This window comes from Nonomuraea sp. NPDC048901, from assembly GCF_040649695.1.
Classification (GTDB): Bacteria; Actinomycetota; Actinomycetes; order Streptosporangiales; family Streptosporangiaceae; genus Nonomuraea.
Window position 1 is genome coordinate 279,672 of sequence record NZ_JBEZFW010000011.1, and the last position, 19,934, is coordinate 299,605.

General features: G+C 69.7%; 19 protein-coding genes. 14 read left to right on the plus strand and 5 right to left on the minus strand.

Annotated elements, in window-relative coordinates:
• Positions 1–29: 29 nt before the first annotated feature.
• Both AB0C30_RS34975 and AB0C30_RS34980 read right to left on the minus strand, forming a co-directional pair.
• Entirely contained in the window at positions 30–869 is an 840-nt protein-coding gene (locus tag AB0C30_RS34975; RefSeq protein ID WP_357952421.1) for a hypothetical protein, read from the minus strand.
• A gap of 22 nt (positions 870–891) precedes the next feature.
• On the minus strand, positions 892–1,146 hold the full coding sequence (locus tag AB0C30_RS34980) for a hypothetical protein (RefSeq protein WP_357952422.1): 255 nt from the start codon (positions 1,144–1,146) through the stop codon (positions 892–894).
• 303 nt (positions 1,147–1,449) lie between these two features.
• Here AB0C30_RS34980 and AB0C30_RS34985 point away from each other — a divergent pair, with 303 nt between their 5' ends.
• Entirely contained in the window at positions 1,450–2,442 is a 993-nt protein-coding gene (locus tag AB0C30_RS34985; RefSeq protein WP_357952423.1) for a hypothetical protein, read from the plus strand.
• 340 nt (positions 2,443–2,782) lie between these two features.
• Here the strand turns inward: AB0C30_RS34985 and AB0C30_RS34990 are convergent, their stop codons facing one another.
• Positions 2,783–3,730, minus strand: coding sequence for a TauD/TfdA family dioxygenase (locus AB0C30_RS34990; protein WP_357952424.1), 948 nt, complete (start codon positions 3,728–3,730; stop codon positions 2,783–2,785).
• Positions 3,731–3,792: 62 nt separating this feature from the next.
• Positions 3,793–3,894: a putative leader peptide gene (locus tag AB0C30_RS34995; RefSeq protein ID WP_357952425.1), complete on the minus strand. Its 102-nt coding sequence runs from the start codon at positions 3,892–3,894 to the stop codon at positions 3,793–3,795.
• A 126-nt stretch (positions 3,895–4,020) separates the two neighbouring features.
• On the opposite strand from AB0C30_RS34995, the gene AB0C30_RS35000 reads away from it, so the two are divergent.
• From AB0C30_RS35000 to AB0C30_RS35010, 3 genes are read left to right on the plus strand one after another with little or no spacing between them, the layout of a single operon-like run.
• On the plus strand, positions 4,021–5,073 hold the full coding sequence (locus tag AB0C30_RS35000) for an ABC transporter substrate-binding protein (protein ID WP_357952426.1): 1,053 nt from the start codon (positions 4,021–4,023) through the stop codon (positions 5,071–5,073).
• Positions 5,073–5,897, plus strand: coding sequence for an ABC transporter permease (locus AB0C30_RS35005; RefSeq protein WP_357952427.1), 825 nt, complete (start codon positions 5,073–5,075; stop codon positions 5,895–5,897). Before AB0C30_RS35000 ends, AB0C30_RS35005 begins: the two co-directional genes overlap by 1 nt.
• A complete protein-coding gene (locus AB0C30_RS35010; protein WP_357952428.1) occupies positions 5,873–6,604 on the plus strand; it encodes an ABC transporter ATP-binding protein in 732 nt (243 codons plus the stop codon). Before AB0C30_RS35005 ends, AB0C30_RS35010 begins: the two co-directional genes overlap by 25 nt.
• On the opposite strand, the gene AB0C30_RS35015 is transcribed toward AB0C30_RS35010, so the two are convergent.
• On the minus strand, positions 6,549–7,619 hold the full coding sequence (locus AB0C30_RS35015) for an LLM class flavin-dependent oxidoreductase (protein ID WP_357952429.1): 1,071 nt from the start codon (positions 7,617–7,619) through the stop codon (positions 6,549–6,551). The two genes, AB0C30_RS35010 and AB0C30_RS35015, sit on opposite strands and share 56 nt — an antisense overlap.
• Positions 7,620–7,810: 191 nt before the next feature.
• Between AB0C30_RS35015 and AB0C30_RS35020 the strand changes: the two genes are divergently transcribed.
• The 10 genes from AB0C30_RS35020 (at position 7,811) to AB0C30_RS35065 (ending at position 19,870) form a co-directional block, all read left to right on the plus strand.
• A complete protein-coding gene (locus tag AB0C30_RS35020; protein WP_357952430.1) occupies positions 7,811–9,526 on the plus strand; it encodes an ABC transporter substrate-binding protein in 1,716 nt (571 codons plus the stop codon).
• Positions 9,505–10,473 carry an ABC transporter permease gene (locus AB0C30_RS35025; RefSeq protein WP_357952431.1) on the plus strand — a complete coding sequence of 323 codons (969 nt, stop codon included), beginning with the start codon at positions 9,505–9,507 and terminating at the stop codon, positions 10,471–10,473. The genes AB0C30_RS35020 and AB0C30_RS35025 overlap by 22 nt, the downstream gene beginning before the upstream one ends.
• Positions 10,474–10,483: 10 nt before the next feature.
• Positions 10,484–11,338: an ABC transporter permease gene (locus AB0C30_RS35030; protein ID WP_357952432.1), complete on the plus strand. Its 855-nt coding sequence runs from the start codon at positions 10,484–10,486 to the stop codon at positions 11,336–11,338.
• On the plus strand, positions 11,335–13,014 hold the full coding sequence (locus tag AB0C30_RS35035; RefSeq protein ID WP_357952434.1) for an ABC transporter ATP-binding protein: 1,680 nt from the start codon (positions 11,335–11,337) through the stop codon (positions 13,012–13,014). Before AB0C30_RS35030 ends, AB0C30_RS35035 begins: the two co-directional genes overlap by 4 nt.
• A gap of 21 nt (positions 13,015–13,035) precedes the next feature.
• Positions 13,036–14,271, plus strand: a complete 1,236-nt coding sequence (locus AB0C30_RS35040) for an LLM class flavin-dependent oxidoreductase (RefSeq protein WP_357952435.1) — start codon at positions 13,036–13,038, stop codon at positions 14,269–14,271.
• Between the two features lie 29 nt (positions 14,272–14,300).
• Positions 14,301–15,263 (plus strand): LLM class flavin-dependent oxidoreductase, encoded by a 963-nt coding sequence (locus AB0C30_RS35045; RefSeq protein WP_357952436.1) that lies wholly within the window; start codon positions 14,301–14,303, stop codon positions 15,261–15,263.
• Positions 15,260–16,555, plus strand: a complete 1,296-nt coding sequence (locus tag AB0C30_RS35050) for an acyl-CoA dehydrogenase family protein (RefSeq protein ID WP_357952437.1) — start codon at positions 15,260–15,262, stop codon at positions 16,553–16,555. The genes AB0C30_RS35045 and AB0C30_RS35050 overlap by 4 nt, the downstream gene beginning before the upstream one ends.
• An 87-nt stretch (positions 16,556–16,642) precedes the next feature.
• Complete coding sequence (locus AB0C30_RS35055; protein WP_357952438.1) at positions 16,643–17,689, plus strand: aldo/keto reductase; 1,047 nt, start codon at positions 16,643–16,645, stop codon at positions 17,687–17,689.
• A complete protein-coding gene (locus tag AB0C30_RS35060; RefSeq protein WP_357952439.1) occupies positions 17,686–18,717 on the plus strand; it encodes an aldo/keto reductase in 1,032 nt (343 codons plus the stop codon). The genes AB0C30_RS35055 and AB0C30_RS35060 overlap by 4 nt, the downstream gene beginning before the upstream one ends.
• 1 nt (position 18,718) lies before the next feature.
• Positions 18,719–19,870, plus strand: a complete 1,152-nt coding sequence (locus tag AB0C30_RS35065; protein WP_357952440.1) for an LLM class flavin-dependent oxidoreductase — start codon at positions 18,719–18,721, stop codon at positions 19,868–19,870.
• Positions 19,871–19,934 lie beyond the last annotated feature (64 nt).

The following is a 19,934-nucleotide window of genomic DNA, read 5'->3' on the forward strand; positions in this document are numbered from 1 at the left end:
CGTCCATCACCTGTGACGCGGGCGGCCCGTCAGCGCGCATGGGTCAGCCGGACGTATCCGTACGGGTTGAAGAACAGATCGTCCTCGTCGTAACGGTCGCAGGTGCCGGTGCGCAGCAGCCGGCGGGGCGCGTCCTCGGTCATCCGGAACCCGGCGCCGTCCTCGATCTCCGCCGCGCGCGGATCGGTCAGCAGGTAGATCGCCAGCGTGTCCAGGTGCGCGACCAGCTCAGGCAGCTCGTCCTTCGTCGGCGGCTCCGCACCGACCTCGATCTCCACCTCGGGCGCGCCGAGCAGGTGCATGCCGCAGCTGTAGAGCACCTGGCCGTCGTAGATCGGCCGCTTCACCCAGGCGGCGACGAGCGCGCCGGCCAGGCCTTCATCCGTGACGTCGGCCAGGCCCTCGTCCGTGATGTCGGCCAGGCCCTCGGGCGTGGCGATGGCCGCTCGATCGGCCAGGCTCTCCTCCCGGATGTCGGCCGCTTGGCCCGCCAGTGCGAGCCACCGGTCCCGGCCGTGCGTGATCCCGCTGCTCTCGTTCTTCACCGCCGTGGCGCCGGACCGCAGCAGCGCGGCCGTCACCGCCAGCAGCCGCCGGGACGTGTCGAACGCCAACTCCCGCATCATCGGCATGGACAGCAGGTAGCCGACCGTGTCGTGCGACTCGACCGCGGCCCAGTCCGCCTCGTCGAACGAGGCCGCCGCCATGCTGGCCTCGAACGCCTCCGGCATCCGGGAGTCGGGTTCGGCCTCGGAGTACTCACGGTCGAGGACAAACCCGCCGAAGCCGGACGCGATCCGTTCCATCTCGGAAAGGGCCAGCCCGGAGCCGAGTACGCACAGCACATGCCTGGGGAACGCTTCACTCATCTCGGTACATTAGCGATCAGACCTACTCGCCAGCCCGGTGAACGGCGATCTCGGTCAGCGTCGGGGTGTACACCTCCGTCGGCACCTTCCCGATGAGCGCCACCCGGAGCCGGGAGGCCGTGACGCTGCCGAAACCGGTCACGGCCAGGTCGTATCCGATGCCGTTGGCCCGGCTCGCGAACGTCACCCAGGCACCGGTCCCGGCGTCCCATCGCCGCACTTCGAAGGTCTGGACGCGCGGGTTGGTGCCTGAGTCGGTGTACTCGTCGAGGTCCACCTCGTCGAAGGTGGTGGCCGCGGCCGAAGTCGATGTCGAGCGTGATCGGGTAGGTCGCGTCGTCGGCCGCCGCCCAGCGGGTCGCCGGATACCGGCTCCTCCGCCGGCACCACCACGCCGGAGGGCACCTGGAAGGGAATCTCCAAGTACGTCGCCGAACGCTCCGTCATCGGCGGCACCACGTTCGCCACCTCCTTCAACACCGGCCACGGCCTGTCCACCTGGACCAAGGGCCGGCTGTCCAATCAGCAGGAGTGGGGCGAACTCCGGCTCGGCCTGGTCCTCGCCTCCGATCCGGCCAAGGTGATCCAGGTCCCGCTGGCCGGCTCGGGCCGGCGCACCACGGGCTGGACGACCCGGTCGGCTGACCTGTCGGCGTACGCCGGTCAGAAGGTGGCCGCGCTCGGCCTGATCGTCGCCGCCGGCGCCCGCCCCATCACGGGATACCAGGTCAACCTCGGCGCACTGGCCCTGCGCGACGGCACGAACCACACCCCCGCCGCGCCGCAGGACCTGCGCATCACCCAGCTGCTCCCCGCGACCGGCGAACTGTTCCTGTCCTGGAAGCGCTCCGCCTACGACAAGGTACGCCGCTACGACGTCTACCTGGACGACACCTATCTCGGCGGCGCCTACGACGACGTCTACTACGTCAAGCGCTTCACGGCCACGTCGGGCACGATCAAGCTGGTGGCGGTCGGCCCGGACGGGTCGGAGAGCCCGGCCGCGACCACGTCGTTCGACCTGTCCACGGCACCGGGCAAGGCGCAGGCGTCGGCGAAGCCGGACGGCACGCTGACGGCCACCTGGACGCCTCCGGCGAGCGGGCAGCCCATCACGCTGAAGGTCCAAAGCCTCGACACCGCCCACCCGTACACCAAGGAGGTCCAAGTCCCCGGAACGAGCTCGAGCACGACGCTGACCGGCGTACCCGTCAACGGCGACGGCTACCTCCTGACCCTGCGGGCGGGAACGGGCACGGTCACCGGGGTACGCGGGACGTTCGCCGACACCGAGATCAGCCCCTACCCGGCCTCGGCGGTGGCGATCAACGGGAACACCTTCACGTTCTCCCGGCCGACGCTTCCGGACTGGCACACCCTGACCATCCTTGAGGACGGCCAGGCGAAGTCGTTCACGACGACGTACGGCTCGGGTGCCAAGCCGTACATCATCCGTGGCCGCACCACGCGTGCCGCGGAGACGGTGACCATGTCCGGCGCCACCAGCAAGGTGGTCGCCATCCTGGAGGACTATGCCGGTAACAAGGCCACGACGGTGCTTCGCGGCAACTGATCACGAAGGCGAGGGCGCCCCGTGGGCGCCCACGTCGACGGCGGGTGATGCGCCGACGCGCCACTCAGACGAGCGCGCTTTCCACGATCTTCTGAGTGGCCTGAGAACACCCCCGGCGTGGAGTTAGTTCTCGACTTGCCTGAGGAGGTGGCTGTGCTGGTGGCCGAATACAGCCATGAAAGAGAGCTGGCCGAAGCCCACCCGGCCTGGTCTCAACGGTGCGCTGAAAGGCTTGAGGCGTCCCTGCCCGCGAATGGGGGTGCGGGCGGTCGATCCCCGGCGCCGCCCGCACGCTCTCGGGTCGCCAGACGACGACGAGGGATTCGGCCCTGTCGGGTCGTCAGGCGATGACGAGGGATTCGGCCCTGAACTCCCGCCCGGCGACGATCTCGGAGACGAAGCCGCTCGGCCCGACCGGGCGGTCACCGATCAGTGTGACCCGGTGCAGCGTCCGCTGGACGTCGAGGTGGTCGAGGTCCGACGGGGCCAGGTGGGCGGTGGCCCGGTTGTCCCAGAACGCGATGCTGCCCGGCTGCCAGCGGAAGCGGACCGTGTACTCAGGCCGGGTGATCTGCTCATAGAGCAGGCCCAGGACGCGTCGGCTCTCCGGCGCGGACAGGCCGACGATGTGATCGGTGAACCCCGGGTTGACGAACAGCGCGCGCTCGCCCGTCTCCGGGTGCACCCGCACCACCGGGTGTACCGACACCAGCAGGTTGTCGTTGATCCGCTTGACGAGCTTGCCGTCCTGTTCGGCCGGCTGGTACCCGGCCAGGAAGCGGTGCTCGGCGCGTAGTTCGTCCACGAAGGCCCGCAGCGGCTCGGACAAGCCTTCGTACGCGGCGACCAGGTTGGTCCACTGGGTGTCGCCGCCGAACTCCGGCACGGTCTCGGCCCGCAGGATCGAGGCGGCGGGCGGGTTGACGGCGGCGGTGACGTCGGTGTGCCAGCCGGCGTTGTAGGAGTAGCGACGCTTGCGGGAGAGCTGGCGGTATCCAGGGCCGTACCGCTCCTCGTAGCGGCGTGGATCGATGGTGAGGATCTGCGGGAAGTCCTCCGGTGGGGCGTCCTCGTGCGGGTGGGCGTGTGTCAGCTCCCCGAACTGGCGGGCGAAGGCGATCTGCCCGGCGTGGTCGAGGGTCTGGCCGCGGAAGAAGACGACCTTGTGGGCGAGCAGTGCCTGACGGATCTCCGCCACTGTGGAGGGGTCCAGGGGGTGGGCCAGGTCGATGCCGCTGATCTCGGCACCGATGTACCCGGCTACGCGCTTGATCGTGAGAATGGGCATGCTGAAGCGCTCCTCGGATCGTGGAGTGTGAAAAGGGGAGACGGGGGTGCGGGACCCTGAGGTCACCGCATGGCACAGAGCGCGCTCGCCTGCCGCCTGAGATCGACGTGGAGGCGAGCCACCAGAAGCTCACTGCTCTTCACAGCCCAGATCTTCCGCGACATTCCCTACACATGCAATAGGGAATGCGGAAATTCATGTATAACCTGTAGGGAATGTTGCTTTAGTCTGAGGGCGTGCTTATGGTGAGAGCAGGCTCTTGATCCCTCCGCATCTGAAGGGCATGTCGTATGCCTGTTTCCTCCCTCTTGAGACCCGCGCTCGCCGCGTTCCTGCTCGTCGCGCTGACCGGGTGTGCCCAGGGCGGCGAGCCGGAACGACCCGCGGCGGCGCTCGCGACGGACGCGCCGCTGCCGAACTCCGTCCCCAAGGGCACCAAGCTGATCGTCGGAGATCCGCAGACGAAGGTGGCGCTGCAGTTGTCCGGTGAGATCGACAAGTTCTCGTTCGACATCGAGTGGGCCAACATCAGCGGTGGCCCGCAGACGAGCGAGGCGTTCCGGGCCGGCGCGCTGGATGTGGGCGCGGTGGCGGAGATTCCGCCCATCCACGCCACCTGGACCGGCCTGCCGGTGAAGATCGTGGCTTCGAAGTTCCGCAAGGATCCGCTGAAGCATCCCACGTACGAGCTGGGCATCGCGCCGGGCGTGAGCGTGAAGACCCTCGCCGATCTGCGGGGCAAGAAGATCGCCTACAGTCCAGGCCAGGCGCAGGGCGCGCTGGTGCTCAAAGTGCTGAAGCAGGCAGGGCTCACCAAAGCGAACGTCACGCTGGTCGAGCTGCCGAGCACCGGCGACGTCTATCCCAATGCCCTGGCCGCCAAGCAGGTGGACGTGGCCCCGATCGGCGGCGTCAACATCAAGCGATACGCGGCCAAGTTCGGCAAGGACGGCGCGACGACTCTCCGCCACGGGCTGCGCGACGATCCGGCCCACCTGTACGTGCGGACGGTCACGCTGCGGGACCCGGCCAAGGCCGCCGCGATCCGCGAGTACGTCGCGGCGTGGGCCAGGGCCTCGATCTGGGTCTACCAGCATCCAAAGGAGTGGATCGAGGGCTACTACGTGAAGGACCAGGGTCTCACCGCCGCCGACGGCCAGTACCTGGTCGATCTGGCGGGCGAGCCCGACATCCCCGCCGACTGGTCGCAGGCCATCGCCCGGCACCAGGAGACGATCGACATCCTGGCCAAGGAGACCGGGAACCCACCGCTGAAGGCCCAGGACCTCTACGACCTGCGCTACCAGGCGGTCGGCGCGGACGCGATCAAGGGCGGTGCGTGATGACGCTCGTCACCTCCCGCCGCGCCACGGTCGCCCGCGCCAGGAACCGGCGCCGCCTGCGGCCCGGCCGCCCGATCAAGTTCGGGTTCCTGGTGGGGCCGGTGCTCCTGCTCGCGTTATGGGCGGCGTCCTCGGCATCGGGCCGGCTGGATCCCCGGTTCCTGTCCGCGCCGTGGATGGTGCTCACCACGGCGGCCGACCTGGTCGAGACCGGCCGTCTCCAGGACAACCTGCTGGCGTCGGTCCAGCGCGTCGGAGCCGGGCTGGCCATCGGCGTGCCGCTCGGGACGCTGCTCGCGCTGGTGTCCGGGCTGAACCGCTGGGGCGAGGCGGTGATCGACGGGCCCATCCAGATCAAGCGGGCCATCCCCGCGCTCGCACTGATGCCGCTGCTGGTCCTGTGGCTGGGCATCGGCGAGGGGATGAAGGTGACCCTCATCGCCGTCGGCGTGCTCGTACCCATCTACATCCACACCCACAACGGGCTGCGCGGCATCGACAGCCGTTACGTCGAGCTCGCCGAGACGGTCGATCTCGGGCGCGGCGCGTTCGTACGGAAGGTGGTCCTGCCGGGCGCGCTGCCGGGATTCCTGCTCGGCCTGCGGTTCGCGGTCACGACGGCCTGGCTGTTCCTGGTCGTGGCCGAGCTCGTCAACTCCAGCAGCGGCATCGGCTACATGATGGACCTGGCGCGTACGTACGGGCAGACGGACGTCATCCTCGTCGGCATCGTCGTGTACGGCCTGCTCGGGCTCTTCTCCGACGCCGCGGTCCGGCTGGTGGAGAGGAGGGCACTGTCATGGCGACGGACGTTGGCGAGCTGATCCGCGTACAGGCCCTGACCCGTCGTTACGGCGCCCGCACCATCCTGGACGGCCTGGACCTGGAGATCGCGCTGGGGGAGTTCGTGGCCCTCCTGGGGCAGAGCGGATCCGGCAAGAGCACGCTGTTGCGCGCCCTGGCCGGGCTGGACGGCGACGTGGCCGGGGACGGGCTGGTCGAGGTGCCCGCGCAGGTGTCGGTCGTCTTCCAGGACGCCAGGCTGCTGCCCTGGCAGCGGGTGCTCGACAACGTCATCCTCGGCCTGAACGGCGCCGCGGAAAGGGGCAGGGAGAGCCTGCGGGAGGTGGGTCTGGCCGGGCGGGAACGCGCCTGGCCGAACGAGCTGTCCGGGGGCGAGCAGCAGCGCGTGGCACTGGCGCGATCCCTCGTACGGGAGCCCCGGCTGCTGCTCGCCGACGAACCGTTCGGCGCGCTCGACGCTCTGACCAGGCTCAAGATGCACGGCCTGCTGCGCCGCCTGGTCGAGCAGCACCGCCCCGCCGTCCTCCTCGTCACCCACGACGTGGATGAGGCGATCGCGCTGGCCGACCGCGTTCTCGTGCTGGACCAGGGCAGGATCGCGGCCGAACAGCGGCTCGACGCGGGCAGGAGCGCCACCGAACTCCGGACCGAGCTGCTGCGGACGCTCGGCGTTACCTTGTCGACCGTTCGCGGAGCAGCGGCAGGAGTTGCTCACCCTGCCGTTTGATCTCCGGCAGATAGGGGGTGTCGGACAGGACGAAGTGGGTGATGCCGAGCGCCTGGTATTTGCGCAGCGACTTGGCCACGTCCTCGGCCGAGCCGACCAGCCAGGTGGTGCCCGCGCCGCCGCCGCCGAACCTGCCGGGGGCGGTGTAGAGGTTGTCGTCGAGCACCTCTCCCCGCGCGGCCAGGTCGAGCAGGCGCTGCTGACCGACGGCGGCGTGCCGGTTGGGGTCACGGGAGATGCTCCCCTTCGCCATCTCCGCGACCTTGGCCTCGGCGTCGGCCCAGGCCTGTTCGGTGGTGTCGCGTACCAGGGTGGTGATCCGCAGCCCGAACTCCAGCGGAGGGTGTTCGCGGTCGAGTCGCTCGCTGAGCCGCTTGAGCCGCTCGATCCGCGCGGCGACGCCGTCGAGGGGCTCGCCCCAGAAGAGCTGGACGTCGGCCTCGGTGGCGGCCACGTTCTCCGCGGCTTCGGAGGCGCCGCCGAAGTAGAGCCGGGGGTGCGTGCGTTCGCCCCGGACGACCGGCCGCGGCACCGCCGTGGAATCGGTGACCCTGAAATGCTCGCCCTGGTAGGTGACGTTCTCCTCGGTCCACAGCCGGCGCACGATCTGGATGAACTCCTTCGTACGGGCGTAGCGGTGAGCCTGGTCGCCTTCGCTGTCACCGTAGGCCGCCAGGTTGTCCTTGCCCGACACGATGTTGACCAGCACGCGGCCCTCGGTGAGATGGTCCAGGGTCGCGGCGGCGGCGGCGAAGTTGGCCGGCCGCCAGTAACCGGGCCGGATCGCGATCAGCGGCTGGAACGTCGTCGTCTGCGCGGCCAGGGCGGCGGCGACCGTGAAAGTGTCGGGCCGACCCCAGCCGGTGCCGATGAGCGCCCCGCCCCACCCGTGCTTCTCCAGGGCTTTCGCCTGGCCGGTGAGGGTCTCCAGGCTGTTGTGGTTCGCGACGACGTCGTCGCCCCGGTGCCCGGGTCGGCCCTGGTTCGGGATGTACCAGAGGAAGTGGACGCTCATCGGGGACTCTCCTTCTGTGACTCAGATCACCTAAAAACCTACTGTTCATGTAGGTAAAGTGTAGATTGTGTTCAGGCCACTTCGGTACTCCAGGCGCGAGATCGACTTCGCTTTCTTCGCCGGCGCGCTGTGTCAGCGCTGACCGGCTTTCGCACCCTTTGCCCACCGAGCATCAAGTACGAGGAAAGCTCATGTCCGACCTTCGCAGTTCCATCGAACGCTCCGCGCCGGGACGCAAGAAGTGGCCCTGGATCGCCGCCGTCGTCGCCGTCCTCCTCATCGCCGGCACCGGCTTCGCCCTCACCCGGGGCGACGGCTCCGGCGGCGGCAACGCCACCGCCAACGCACCCGTCGGCGGCGGCACGCTGCAGTTCGCGCTGATCGACTACCAGCGCAGCCCGGACCCGCAATGGGGCACCAACTACGCTGAGTCGCTCATCGGCAACAACATCACCGACAAGCTGACCTGGCAGGACCCGAAGACCGGTGAGATCACGCCGTGGCTGGCGCGGTCGTGGGAGTACAACAAGGACCTGACCGAGTTCACCTTCCACCTGCGCGAGGACGTCACCTTCAGCGACGGCACCCCGTTCGACGCCGAAGTGGTCAAGGCCAACTTCGACCAGTACGTGCACGGCGACGAGAAGCTGGGCATCAACCCCAACGGCGCCGCCCTGCTGTCCGGGTACATCGAGACGAAGACTCCCGACCGCTACACCGCCGTCGTGCGGTTCAAGCAGCCGCTCGCGAGCTTCCTGCAGGCCTCCTCCTTCACCGCCAACGCGCAGCCCGGCTTCCTGTCACTCTCGACGCTGCGGCTGAGCGCGAAGGAGCGGACCGACCCGAAGAAGGTGATCGGCACCGGCCCGTTCGTGTACGAGTCGTGGGAACCGCAGGTCAAGACCGTCCTGGTCAAGCGCAAGGGCTACAACTGGTCCCCGCCGTCGCTCGGGCACAAGAGTGAGGCGTACCTGGACAAGATCGTGTTCAACACGATTCCGGAGGCCAGCGTCCGGACCGGCTCGCTGGCCTCCGGCGCGATCGACGCCACCCTGGACGTGGGCACCACGGACGAGAAGTCACTGGCCGACCAGGGTTTCACGATCATCCATCGGGCCGTCTCAGGCACTGCCATCCTGTTCAACTTCAACTCCCAGCTGTTCCCGACCAGCGACATCGCGGTCCGCAAGGCGATCCAGCTCGGCTGGGACCGTGAGGCGATCAAGAAGACGGTGCTCACCGACTCCTACTCCGTCGCGACCTCGGTCCTGGAGCCGTCGGTCACCGGGTACGCCGACTACAGCGGCTCGGTCCTGAAGTACGACCCAGAGAAGGCGAAGCGCCTCCTGGAGGAGGCCGGCTGGAAGGAGGGCCCGGACGGGATCCGGGTCAAGGACGGCAAGCCGCTCGTGGTCAAGCTGCTCGGCATCAGCAACCTGGTGGTGAACAAGCCGGCGTACGAGTCGATCCAGCAGGACCTGAAGAAGATCGGGGTCGACCTGCGGCTCACGGTCGTCCCGATCCCTGACTACACGGCCGGCCTGGCCAAGGCGAAGACCGACTGGAACGTCACCGCGTCCAACCGCTCGCGTAACGACCCGGCGGTCCTCAACCTTCAGTACAGCCCGCTGCTCGGCAACGTCACCTACCTCACGAAGGACTCCTCGGGGATCGACGTGGACGAGGTCACGCGGACCGTGGGCAAGCTCGACCTCACGCTCGACCCGGCCACGCGCAAGCAGTACGCCAAGGCGGCGCAGGACCTCTTGCTCGACAAGTACGCGCTGGTCAACCCGGTCTACAACCCGGCGCAGGTGATCGCCCACGCCGCCTACGTCCACGGGATCGTCTTCGACGCCCAGTCACGCAACCACTTCGTGGACGCGTGGAAGAGCAACGGGAAGTGACGATGGCCCGCTACCTGGTACTGAAGGCCGGTCGCGCCCTGTTCGTGGTGTGGGCCGCGTTCACCCTGACCTTCGTCCTGCTGTTCGTGCTGCCGGCCGACCCGGCGGACCTGCTCTTCGACCCCGCCGAGATCAACAGCATCCCACCGGAGGTCCGCGAGCAGGTGGCGGCGAGCTACGGCTTCGACCGGCCGGTGCTCCTGCAGTACCTCGCCCGGCTGGGTCACGCGTTGACCGGCGACTTCGGCGACTCGGTGCAGTCGGGGCGATCGGTCACCGCCACGATCCTCGACGCGCTCCCGAGCACCCTCGTCCTGGCGTCCGGCGCCCTCGCGCTGGCGGTGCTGATCGGCTTCGTGATCGCGCTCGCCGCGACCGCGACCCGCCGTGAATGGTTGCGCAACCTGGTCGAGGCACTGCCGTCGGGCGCGGTCTCGGTGCCGGTCTTCCTGTCCGGAATCCTGGTGCTGCAGATCTTCTCGTTCCGGCTGGGCTGGTTCCCGGCCTTCGGCGACAGCGGTGCGAAGAGTGTCGTCCTGCCGCTGATCACGCTGGCCGTCCCGGTCTCCGGTCCGATCGCGCAGCTCCTCGTCCGCAGCTTCGCGACCGAACTCCACGCCGGGTATGTCACGACGAGCCGAGCGAAGGGCGCCACACGCGGCGGCATCATCATCCGCGACGTCTTCCGCAACGCCAGTCTGCCGGCGCTCACCATCGCCGGCATCACGTTCGGCAACCTGATCGCCGGGTCGGTCATCACCGAGACCGTCTTCGCCCGCAAGGGCATCGGCCGGATGACGCAGGCCGCGATCAACACGCTGGACGTCCCGCTGGTGCAGGGGATCGTCGTGCTCGTGGCGGCGGGCTTCGCGTTGATCAACCTGACCGTCGATCTGATCTACCCCCTGCTGGACCCGCGGCTGCGGGCCACCCTGGCTGCCACGTGAGGAGGATCTCATGACCGTCGCACTCGCCACGAACGGCCGGCCCGGCGCCATCCAGCGTTTCGGTGAGCTCGCGCGGCAGCCGGCCCTCGTGGCCTCGTGGATCATCGTGCTGGTCGTGATCGGCTGGGCTGTCGTCCCTGGCCTGTTCACCTCGTACAGTCCCTATGACGGCGACCCCGCCGCGAGCTTCGCACCGCCGAGCGCGGAGCACTGGTTCGGCACCGACCGGCTGGGCCGGGACCTGTTCGCCCGCAGTGTGTACGGGGCGCATACGACCCTGACCGCGACCCTGCTGGCCGTCCTCATCGCCTTCGGCGTCGGCACGGCGGTCGGGCTGGTCGCGGGCTTCGCCAGAGGGGGTGTCGACACCGCCATCATGCGGGTGATCGACGTGTTCCTGGCGATCCCCAGCCTGCTGCTCGCGATGGTGGTGGTCTCGGTCCTGGGCTACTCCACTCAGAATATCGCCCTGGCGGTCGGCATCTCGTCCATCGCGTCGTTCGCGCGGGTGATGAGGGCGCAGGTGCTCGCGGTCGTGTCCCAGGACTACGTCAAGGCGGCGTACGGCCTCGGGGTCGGCCGGCTGGGCGTGATGCTCCGGCACGTCGTACCCAATGCGCTCAGCTCGGTGATCGCACTGGCGGCGCTCGAGGTCGGAACGGCCGTGCTCGCCGTCGCCTCGCTCGGCTTCCTCGGCTACGGCGCACCTCCGCCGCAGCCGGAATGGGGCCTGCTGGTGGCCGAGGGCCGCGACTACGTCGCGGTGCACCCATGGGCGTCGATCCTGCCCGGCGTGGCGCTCGCGATCGTCGTCATCGCCACCCACCGCATCAGCACCTCGTACCGGAAGGAACACCGCCGATGACCGATCCGTCCAAGGACCCGCTGCTGCGGATCACCGGCCTCGCGATCGACTATCGGACGGGGCACCGTCAGTGGACGCCCGCTGTCCGCGGCGCCGGCCTCCATGTGGAGCCGGGGGAGTTCGTCTCACTCGTGGGAGAGTCCGGCTCGGGCAAGACCACGCTGGTCCAGGGCGCGCTCGGCCTGCTGCCGGCCGCCGCGCGGATCCGCGCCGGCTCGATCGCCTACTCGGGCGTCGAGGTCACCGGCTGGAACGACCAGCGAATGGCGCGGGTGCGGGGCAACTATGTGGGCTTCATCCCCCAAGACCCCAACACCTCGCTCAACCCGGTCAAGAAGATCGGCAAGCAGGTGACCGAGGCGGTCCGGTTCAACCAGCCCGCGGCCGGGGACGCGGCTCAGCACGCGCTGGAAAGTCTGCGCACCGCGGGCCTCAAGGACGCCGAGCGGGTGTTCCACCAGTACCCTCACGAACTCAGCGGCGGCATGAAGCAGCGGGCGCTCATCGCGATCGCGCTGGCGGGCCAGCCGAAGATCATCGTGGCCGACGAGCCCACCAGCGCGCTCGACGTCACCGTCCAGAAGGTCATCCTTGACCACCTGGTACGGCTGCGCGAGGAGCTCGGCATCGGCATTCTCCTGGTCACCCATGATCTCGGCGTCGCGCTGGACCGCTCCGACCGGATCCTGGTCATGCGCGACGGCGAGATCGTGGAGGAGGGCCCGGTACACCAGGTGCTGGAGCACGCCACCGACGACTACACCCGCCGGCTGCTCGACGCGGCTCCCGCGCGGCACGCCGGTCGGCTGGAGCCGAGGTCAGGCCCGCGGCCGGTCCTCGACGCCGCGCCGGTGGCGCTGCGGGCACACGCGCTCACCAAGACCTACCACCTGCGCGGCCGGGGCGGGCGGCGTGAGCTGCGCGCACTGGACGGCGCCGACCTGGTCGTACGCAAGGGCACCACGCACGCCATCGTCGGCGAGTCGGGAGCGGGCAAGTCCACGCTGGCGAGCATCCTGGTCCGCTTCACCTCCGCCGACAGCGGCACAGTGCACGTCGGCGACCGGGAGCTGACCGGCCTGCGCCACAGGGAGCTGCGGGAGCTCCGCCGGGACCTGCAGTTCGTGTTCCAGAACCCGTTCACCTCGCTCGACCCGCGGTTCACGGTGGGCAAGATCATCGCAGAGCCGTTGCGCGCCTTCGGGCAGGAGCGGACGGCCCGGGTGGTGGAGCTGCTGAACGCGGTGGCACTGGACGAGAGCTATCTGGATCGGCTCCCGAGCCAGCTGTCCGGCGGTCAGCGGCAGCGGGTGGCGATCGCGCGGGCGCTCGCGCTCAACCCCGAGATCCTCGTACTCGACGAGGCGGTGAGCGCGCTCGACGTGTCGGTCCAGGCCCAGATCCTGCGGTTACTGGTCGATCTGCAGGCGGAGTTCGGGCTCAGCTACGTGTTCGTCACCCACGACCTCGGCGTCGTACGCCTCATCGCCGACGACGTCACGGTGATGAAGGACGGCGCCGTGGTCGAGACCGGTCCCGTCGAGCAGGTGTTCCACGCACCGCGGCACCCGTACACCCGGGAGCTGCTGGAGGCGATCCCGGGAGCCCGGCTCGCCCTCGCACATCAAGGCGCGCATCAAGTGGCGCATCAAGTCGCAGGTCAAGTCGCACGGTAGGTCGCACGTCAGGGAGAGATCGTGCTGCACATCAACGTCAACATCCTCAACGCGGGCGTCTTCGGCGGCTCGTGGCGGTTCCCGGGCACCGACGGCACCGCCAGCTACACGATCGAGCACTACACCTCGATCGCGCGGAAAGCCGAGGAGGCCAAGCTCGACGCGGTCTTCCTGGCGGACGGCCCGTCGCTCGACCCGAACATCAGACACCGCACTGCCAACAACCTGGAGCCTACGACGGTACTGGCGCGGATCGCCGCCCAGACCGAGCGAATCGGGCTGATCGGGACGTTGTCGTCGTCCTACAACGACCCGGTGGAGCTCGCGCGCCGGCTCGGCGACCTCGACCACATCAGCGGGGGCCGCTTCGGCTGGAACGTGGTGACCACCGCCGGGCCCGTGGCGGCGCGCAACTTCGGCCGGACCGGCGAGCCCGAGCACGCGCTACGCTACCGCCGCGCCGCCGAGTTCACCGAGCAGGTCGTCACCGGCTGGGCGGGCCGGACCGAGCTCGTCTCCCCGCAGGGCAGACCGGTCGTGGTCCAGGCCGGTGGCTCCAGCGACGGCCGCCGGCTGGCCTCGCGGATCGGTGAGGTGATCTTCTCCGCCGACCAGGATCTCGACCACGCCCGCGCGTTCCGCACCGAGATCCGCGCCGGCGCGGCCGAGTTCGGGCGACGCCCTGACGAGATCGTCGTCCTGCCCGGACTGTCCACCGTCGTAGGCGGCACCGAGGCCGAGGCCAAGGCCCGGCGCGAACTGCTGGACGAGATCCTGCCCGACGCCTATGCCCGCGGCCGGCTGGCCGCCCAGCTCGGGATCTCCCTCGACGGGCTGCCCGATGACGAGCCGATCCCGGCCGAGCTCCTCGTCGATCCCGACGAGGCCGGTGGTTCACAGACCTTCTACCGGGTCGTCAAGGCGATCATCGACACGGAGCGGCCGACACTCGGTCAGTTGCTCAAGAAGCTGTCCGGCGGCGGTGGCCACCGGATCGTCGTGGGCACGCCGGAGCAGATCGCCGACGACATGGAGCGGTGGTACCGCGAGGGGGCCGCGGACGGCTTCAACGTGATGCCCGACGTGCTGCCGTCGGGGTTCGCCGACTTCGCCGAGCAGGTGCTTCCCGAGCTGCGGCGTCGTGGCCTGTTCCGGACCGAGTACGACGGGACGACCCTCCGCGACCACCTCGGGCTCGGCCTGCCCACGGCGCCGGCCGGGGCCTACCAGGGCCGTCCCCTTGAAGCGGCTCGCTGACCTGTTCCACAACCGAAGGTGATCTTTTCATGAGCACAACCATCCAACTCGCCCTCGCGGTCGGGGCACCGACCGGCCCGGCGCTGGTGTCACTCGCCGACGCCGTGGTCATCGCGGCGGTGGCCGAAGAGCTCGGGGTCGCGGCGATCCGGCTCGCCGACGGTTCAGCTGATGATGGGGCCACGGGTCGCACGCTCGACCCGACCGTGGTGGGCGCCTACCTCGCCGGCCTCCACAGTGGCATCGGTTATGTCGCCGATGTACCGACCAGCCACAACGCGCCGTACAACGCCGCGCGCAGGGTGCTCTCCCTCGACCGGGCCACCGGCGGCCGGGCCGGCGTCGCGCTGCGGGCGGGCGGGGGCGATGAGGTGAGTGAGGCGACCGCTCCTGACCCCGGCGCGTCCGACCCCGTCCGGCGCTGGAGGGAGTACGCCCACGTGCTGACCCGGTTGTGGGAGTCCTTCCCGCGTACAGCGCTGATCGGCGATCAGGAGGCCGGGATCGTGGTGCGGGATTCGCAGATCAAGCCGATCGGCCACGAGGGCGCCTTCTACCGGGTCGCCGGGCCGCTGGACGGGCCGTCGTCGGTGCAAGGACGCCCGGTCGTCGTCGCCGACCTGGGAGTTCTCGACGCGACGGCGGTCGCTGAGTCGGCAGACGTCGTCGTGGTGGATCGGGAGCGTGCCGCCGGTGCGGACGCCGCGCTGGCGAAGGCGTTGCGGGGAGCCGGCCGGTCCCGGGAGGACGTCGCACTGCTCGGCCGGGTCGAGGCAGCCCTGGACGACCCGGCCGACCTTCTCGCCTGGGCCGCGGAGCACCGGCTGGACGGATTCGAGCTGGTGCTCACAGGCGGCGCCGCGGCGGCGCTCACCACACTGCGGGCGCTGGTGCCGAGGCTGACGGCCGTCGGCTCCGCGCATCCCACATCCGCGCACTCCACCCTGCGGTCCGCACTGGGCCTGCCCGAGCTCGCGGCGGTGGCGGCATGACCGCCGAGCGCGCCGGCCTCGAAGGCGCCATCGTTCCGGGGCCGACCGTGCCGAACTCCATCGTGCCGAACTCCATCGTGCCGAACTCCATCGTGCCGGAGACTCCAGCAGGAGTCGGGTACACCGTCGAAGGCATTCGCGCGGCCGTCGCACCCATCCTGGGGCGCCTGCGCGCCGGAGCCCGTGCGCGGGAGCTCGCCCGCGACTACGCGTTCGACGACGTCCGGGCGCTCGCCGAGCACCGCATCACGCTGGTCGGCATCACCAGGGAGGACGGCGGCGCCGGCGGCTCGGTGCGAGACGTGATCGACCTGGTCATCGCCATCGCCCGGGCCGACTCCAACGTGGCGCAGGCGCTGCGCAGCAGCTTCCTCACCGCCAACCAGGTGGCGAGCCGGCGCGACCTGCCCCACCGGGCGCTGACCCTGCGGCGGCTGCGCGACGGCGACCTGTTCGCCGGCACCGCCAACGAGCGCACCGGCGGCGCCAACGGGTCCGTCAACACCACCATCCGGCGTGACGGTGATGGGTACGTCATCGACGGCGAGAAGTACTACTCGACGGGCGCTCTGTACGCCTCGTGGTTCTCGGGCCTGGCCCAGAAGGAGGACGGCACCGTGCTCGGCTTCACGGTGCCGGTGGATCGTCAGGGCGTACAGCGGCTCGACGACTTCGACGCGATCGGCCAGCGGCTGACCGCGAGCGGCACCACGCGGCTGGTCAACGTGCGCGTCCGCGAGAGTGAGGTCGTAGCCCGCGACAACTCCCTGCTGGACAACCCGTGGCTGGGCTCGTTCGCCCAGCTCTACCTGGCGGCGGTCGAGGCGGGCATCGCCGCCGCGGCGCTCGACGACGCGATCTGGTTCGCCCGTGAGAAGGCCCGGCCGATCAAGCACAGTACGGCGGACAGGAGCGTCGAGGACCCGTATGTGCGCGAGACCGTGGGAGAGATCGCCGCACGGGCCCAGGCCGCCCGGTCGGTGGTGCTGCTCGCCGCCGAAGCGCTGGAGAGCGTACGTGGCCTGACCGGCGCGCAAGCGCGTAGCGCCGGTGCGGAGGCCGCGGTCACCGTGGGGCAGACCGGTGTGATCGCCATCGAGTCCGCGCTGCGAGCCGCCGAACTGCTCTTCGACGTCGCGGGAGGCTCCATCACCAACCGCGAGCTCGGCTTCGATCGGCACTGGCGCAACGCTCGCACGGTCGCCAACCACAACCCCAGGCAGTGGAAGGCCGCGGTGGCGGGCGCTTATCACCTGACCGGCGAGGCTCCGCCCACGACCGGCCTCTTCTAGGACGCCCGGCCGAAAGACCGGCAGCCTCTTCCAGAACCCCGACCGAAAGACCGGCCGCTCCTGGAGCAGCCGACTGAAAGGAATCCGATGACCGTCAAGGTCGACCGCATACTGGGCCGCACCGGTGTCCTGCTCAGTCCCCTCACCCTCGGCACCATGAACTTCGGCCGGTGGCAGGAGGAAGGCGAGAGCGTCAGGATCATCCACGCCGCCCTCGACGCCGGCATCACGGCCGTCGACACCGCCGACGTCTACGCCCAGGGCGTGTCGGAGGAGATCGTCGCCAAGGCGATCAAGGGCCGCCGTGACGACCTCTTCCTGGCCACCAAGTTCCACGGGCAGATCGGTGACAACCCCCAGCACGCCGGCAACTCCCGGCGCTGGATCATCCGCGCCGTGGAGGACAGCCTGCGCCGGCTCGGCACCGACCACCTCGACCTCTACCAGGCGCATCGTCCGGACCCGCACACTGATCTGCTGGAGACGCTGCGGACGCTCGACGATCTGATCCGCCAGGGCAAGATCCGCTACTACGGCACCTCGGTCTTCCCGGCCCACCAGCTCGTCGAGGCGCACTGGCTGGCCGAGAAGCACGGGTTGATCGCCCCGCACACCGAGCAACTGCCGTACTCCCTCCTGGTCCGCAGTGCCGAACGGGAGGTCTTTCCCGTCACACGGAAGTACGGCATCGGCGTTCTGAGCTACGGCCCGCTGGCCGCCGGTTGGCTGTCCGGAAAGTACCGCGTCGGCGGCGAGCAGCCGGAGTCGGCGCGCGCCGGGCTCATCCCCGGCCGGTTCGACATCGACCTCGACAGCAACGGGCGCAAGCTGGCCGCCGCCGACGCGCTGGCCCGGCTCGCGGAGGACAGCGGGCTGACGCTGGTCGACCTGGCCCTGGCGTTCGCGCTCAACCACCCCGCCGTCAGCAGCGTGATCATCGGCCCGCGCACGTTCGAGCACCTGGAGGGCTATCTCAAGGCGGCGACCGTCGAGCTCGGCGCGGACATCCTCGACCGCATCGACGAGATCGTCGACCCGGGCACCCATTTCGTCGAGCGCGACACCGGCCGTGACACTCCGTCACTCCAGCCGGCCGCGCTCCGCCGCGACCTCACGAAGAGCGTTCAGTCATGACCTACGGAACTTTTGAGCAGACCTACGCGGCGGCCGAAGATCGCTACAAGAACCTGGAGTATCGGCGGGCTGGAAACTCCGGTCTCGACCTGCCAGCCGTCTCCTTCGGCCTGTGGCAGAAGTTCGGCACCGACCACCCGTACGAGACCCAGCGCGAGATCGTGCTGCACGCCTTCGACCTGGGCATCACCCACTTCGACAACGCCGACCGGTACGGCCCTCCGCACCGCGCCGCGCAGCAGCTCTTCGGGAAGGTGCTCAAGCGCGACCTGGCCCCGTACCGGGACGAAATCCTTCTTTCCACCAAGGCCGGCAACCCCATCGGCCCCAGCCCGTACCACAAGGGCGGCTCGCGCAAGTCGCTGCTCACCTCGCTGGAGCACAGCCTGCGCGACCTCGGTACCGACTACGTCGACATCTTCTACAGCCACAGCCCCGACCTGACCACGCCGCTGGAGGAGACCGTCGGCGCTCTCGTCAGCGCGGTGCGGCAGGGCAAGGCGCTCTACGTGGGTCTGTCCAACTACGCACCCGAGCGGGCACACGAGGCGGCCGAGCTGCTGCGTCGGGAGGGGGTGCCGCTGCTGGCGCACCAGCCGCGGTATTCGATCTTCGACCGTCGGCCCGAGCTCAACGGCCTGCTCAAACTGGCCGCCGAGGACGGGTTCGGCCTGATCGTCTACTCGCCGCTGGCGCAGGGCCTGCTCACGAACAAGTACCTCGACGGCATCCCGGCCGGTGCTCGCGCCCAGAGCAGCACGTTCCTGTCGCCCGACGTCATCGACGACGTCTACCGGCAGCGGGTCACCGCGCTCAACCGGATCGCCGAACAACGCGGCCAGTCGCTGGCGCAACTCGCGCTGCAGTGGGTGCTGCGGCAGCCGCAGGTGACCTCGGCGCTCATCGGGGCCAGCTCGACGTGGCAGCTGGACCACAACGTCAAAGGGCTCGATTTCCCGCCCCTGACGGAGGAGGAGCTGACGCTGATCGACGAGCACGGCGTGCACGGAACCGGACTGAGGCTCTGAGATGACGAACTTTGAGATCAGCGACTTTGGGATCAGGGACTTTGGGATCAGGGACTTTGGGGTCAAGGACTCCGAGACGACAGGGTCGATAGGGGCCGGCGTCGAGGACGGCCGACCGTTCCGCCTGGGCTTCCTGCTGCACCTCGACAGTGACCTGCCGCCGGCGCGGGCCTACCGGGAGGCGATCGACCTGTTCGTGGCCGCCGAAGAACTGGGCTACGACTCCGGCTGGGTCATCCACCGGCACTTCCGGCAGGGCAATGAGCACGTCTCCGCGCCGCTGGTCATGCTCGCCGCGATCGCCGAGCGCACCACCCGGATCCGGCTGGGGACCGGCGTGCTGGTGCTCCCGCTGGAGGATCCCCTCAAGGTCGCCGAGGACGCGGCCACGCTCGACGAGCTCAGCGGCGGCCGGCTCGAGCTCGGGGTGGGCTCGGGTCCCTTCCCGGGAGCGTGGGAGGCGTTCGGCAAGGACCTGGCCGACAGGCACCGGCTCTTCGACGCCTCGGTCGCGCGGCTCCACGAGGTGCTGGAGGGTGTCGCTCTCAACAGCCTCGGCGAGGCGCTCCACCCGCCCGGGGCCGGTGTGCGGCGACGGCTGTGGCAGGCGACCACCGGTGACCCGGAGCTGGCTCATGCGGCAGCGGCCGCCGCCGGCCGCGTCGGTGACGGGCTGCAGCTCTCCCGCGCCACCGGCTGGCGGGGCAGCACTGTACGCGAGGCACAGCGGCAGCAGGCCGAGTGGATCGCGGCCTACCGCGCGGCGGCCCGTCAGCCCCGGGTGCAGGTCTCCCGGGCCATCTATCCCCACCCCGACCGAGCGGAGGCCATCCGGCTGGTCACGCCCGGGGCTCGCCGCTGGCAGAGCTGGCTGTCCTCTCGGCGCGACGTCGCGGGCCTCAGCGTCGAGGAGTACCTGGAGGCCGACCGCGCCCTGCTCGGCCCATCGCAGGAGCTGGCCGCCGAGCTGGCGGACGATCCCGCACTGCGGCAGATCACCGACCTGCTGGTGAGCTTCGCCCCCGGCGTGCCTGACTTCGACGAGCATGTCCGGCTGCTCGCCGCCGGCGCTCAGGAGCTGGCACCCCTGCTCGGCTGGCGGCCCGCGCCATCTCGGGGGACCTCATCGGGTCCGCTGAACGGTGTGGCATAGCGGCAATGTTAGTAGGAATTTAATGAAATGCCGCCCTGTTACCGCAGCGGCGCGATCGACCCTG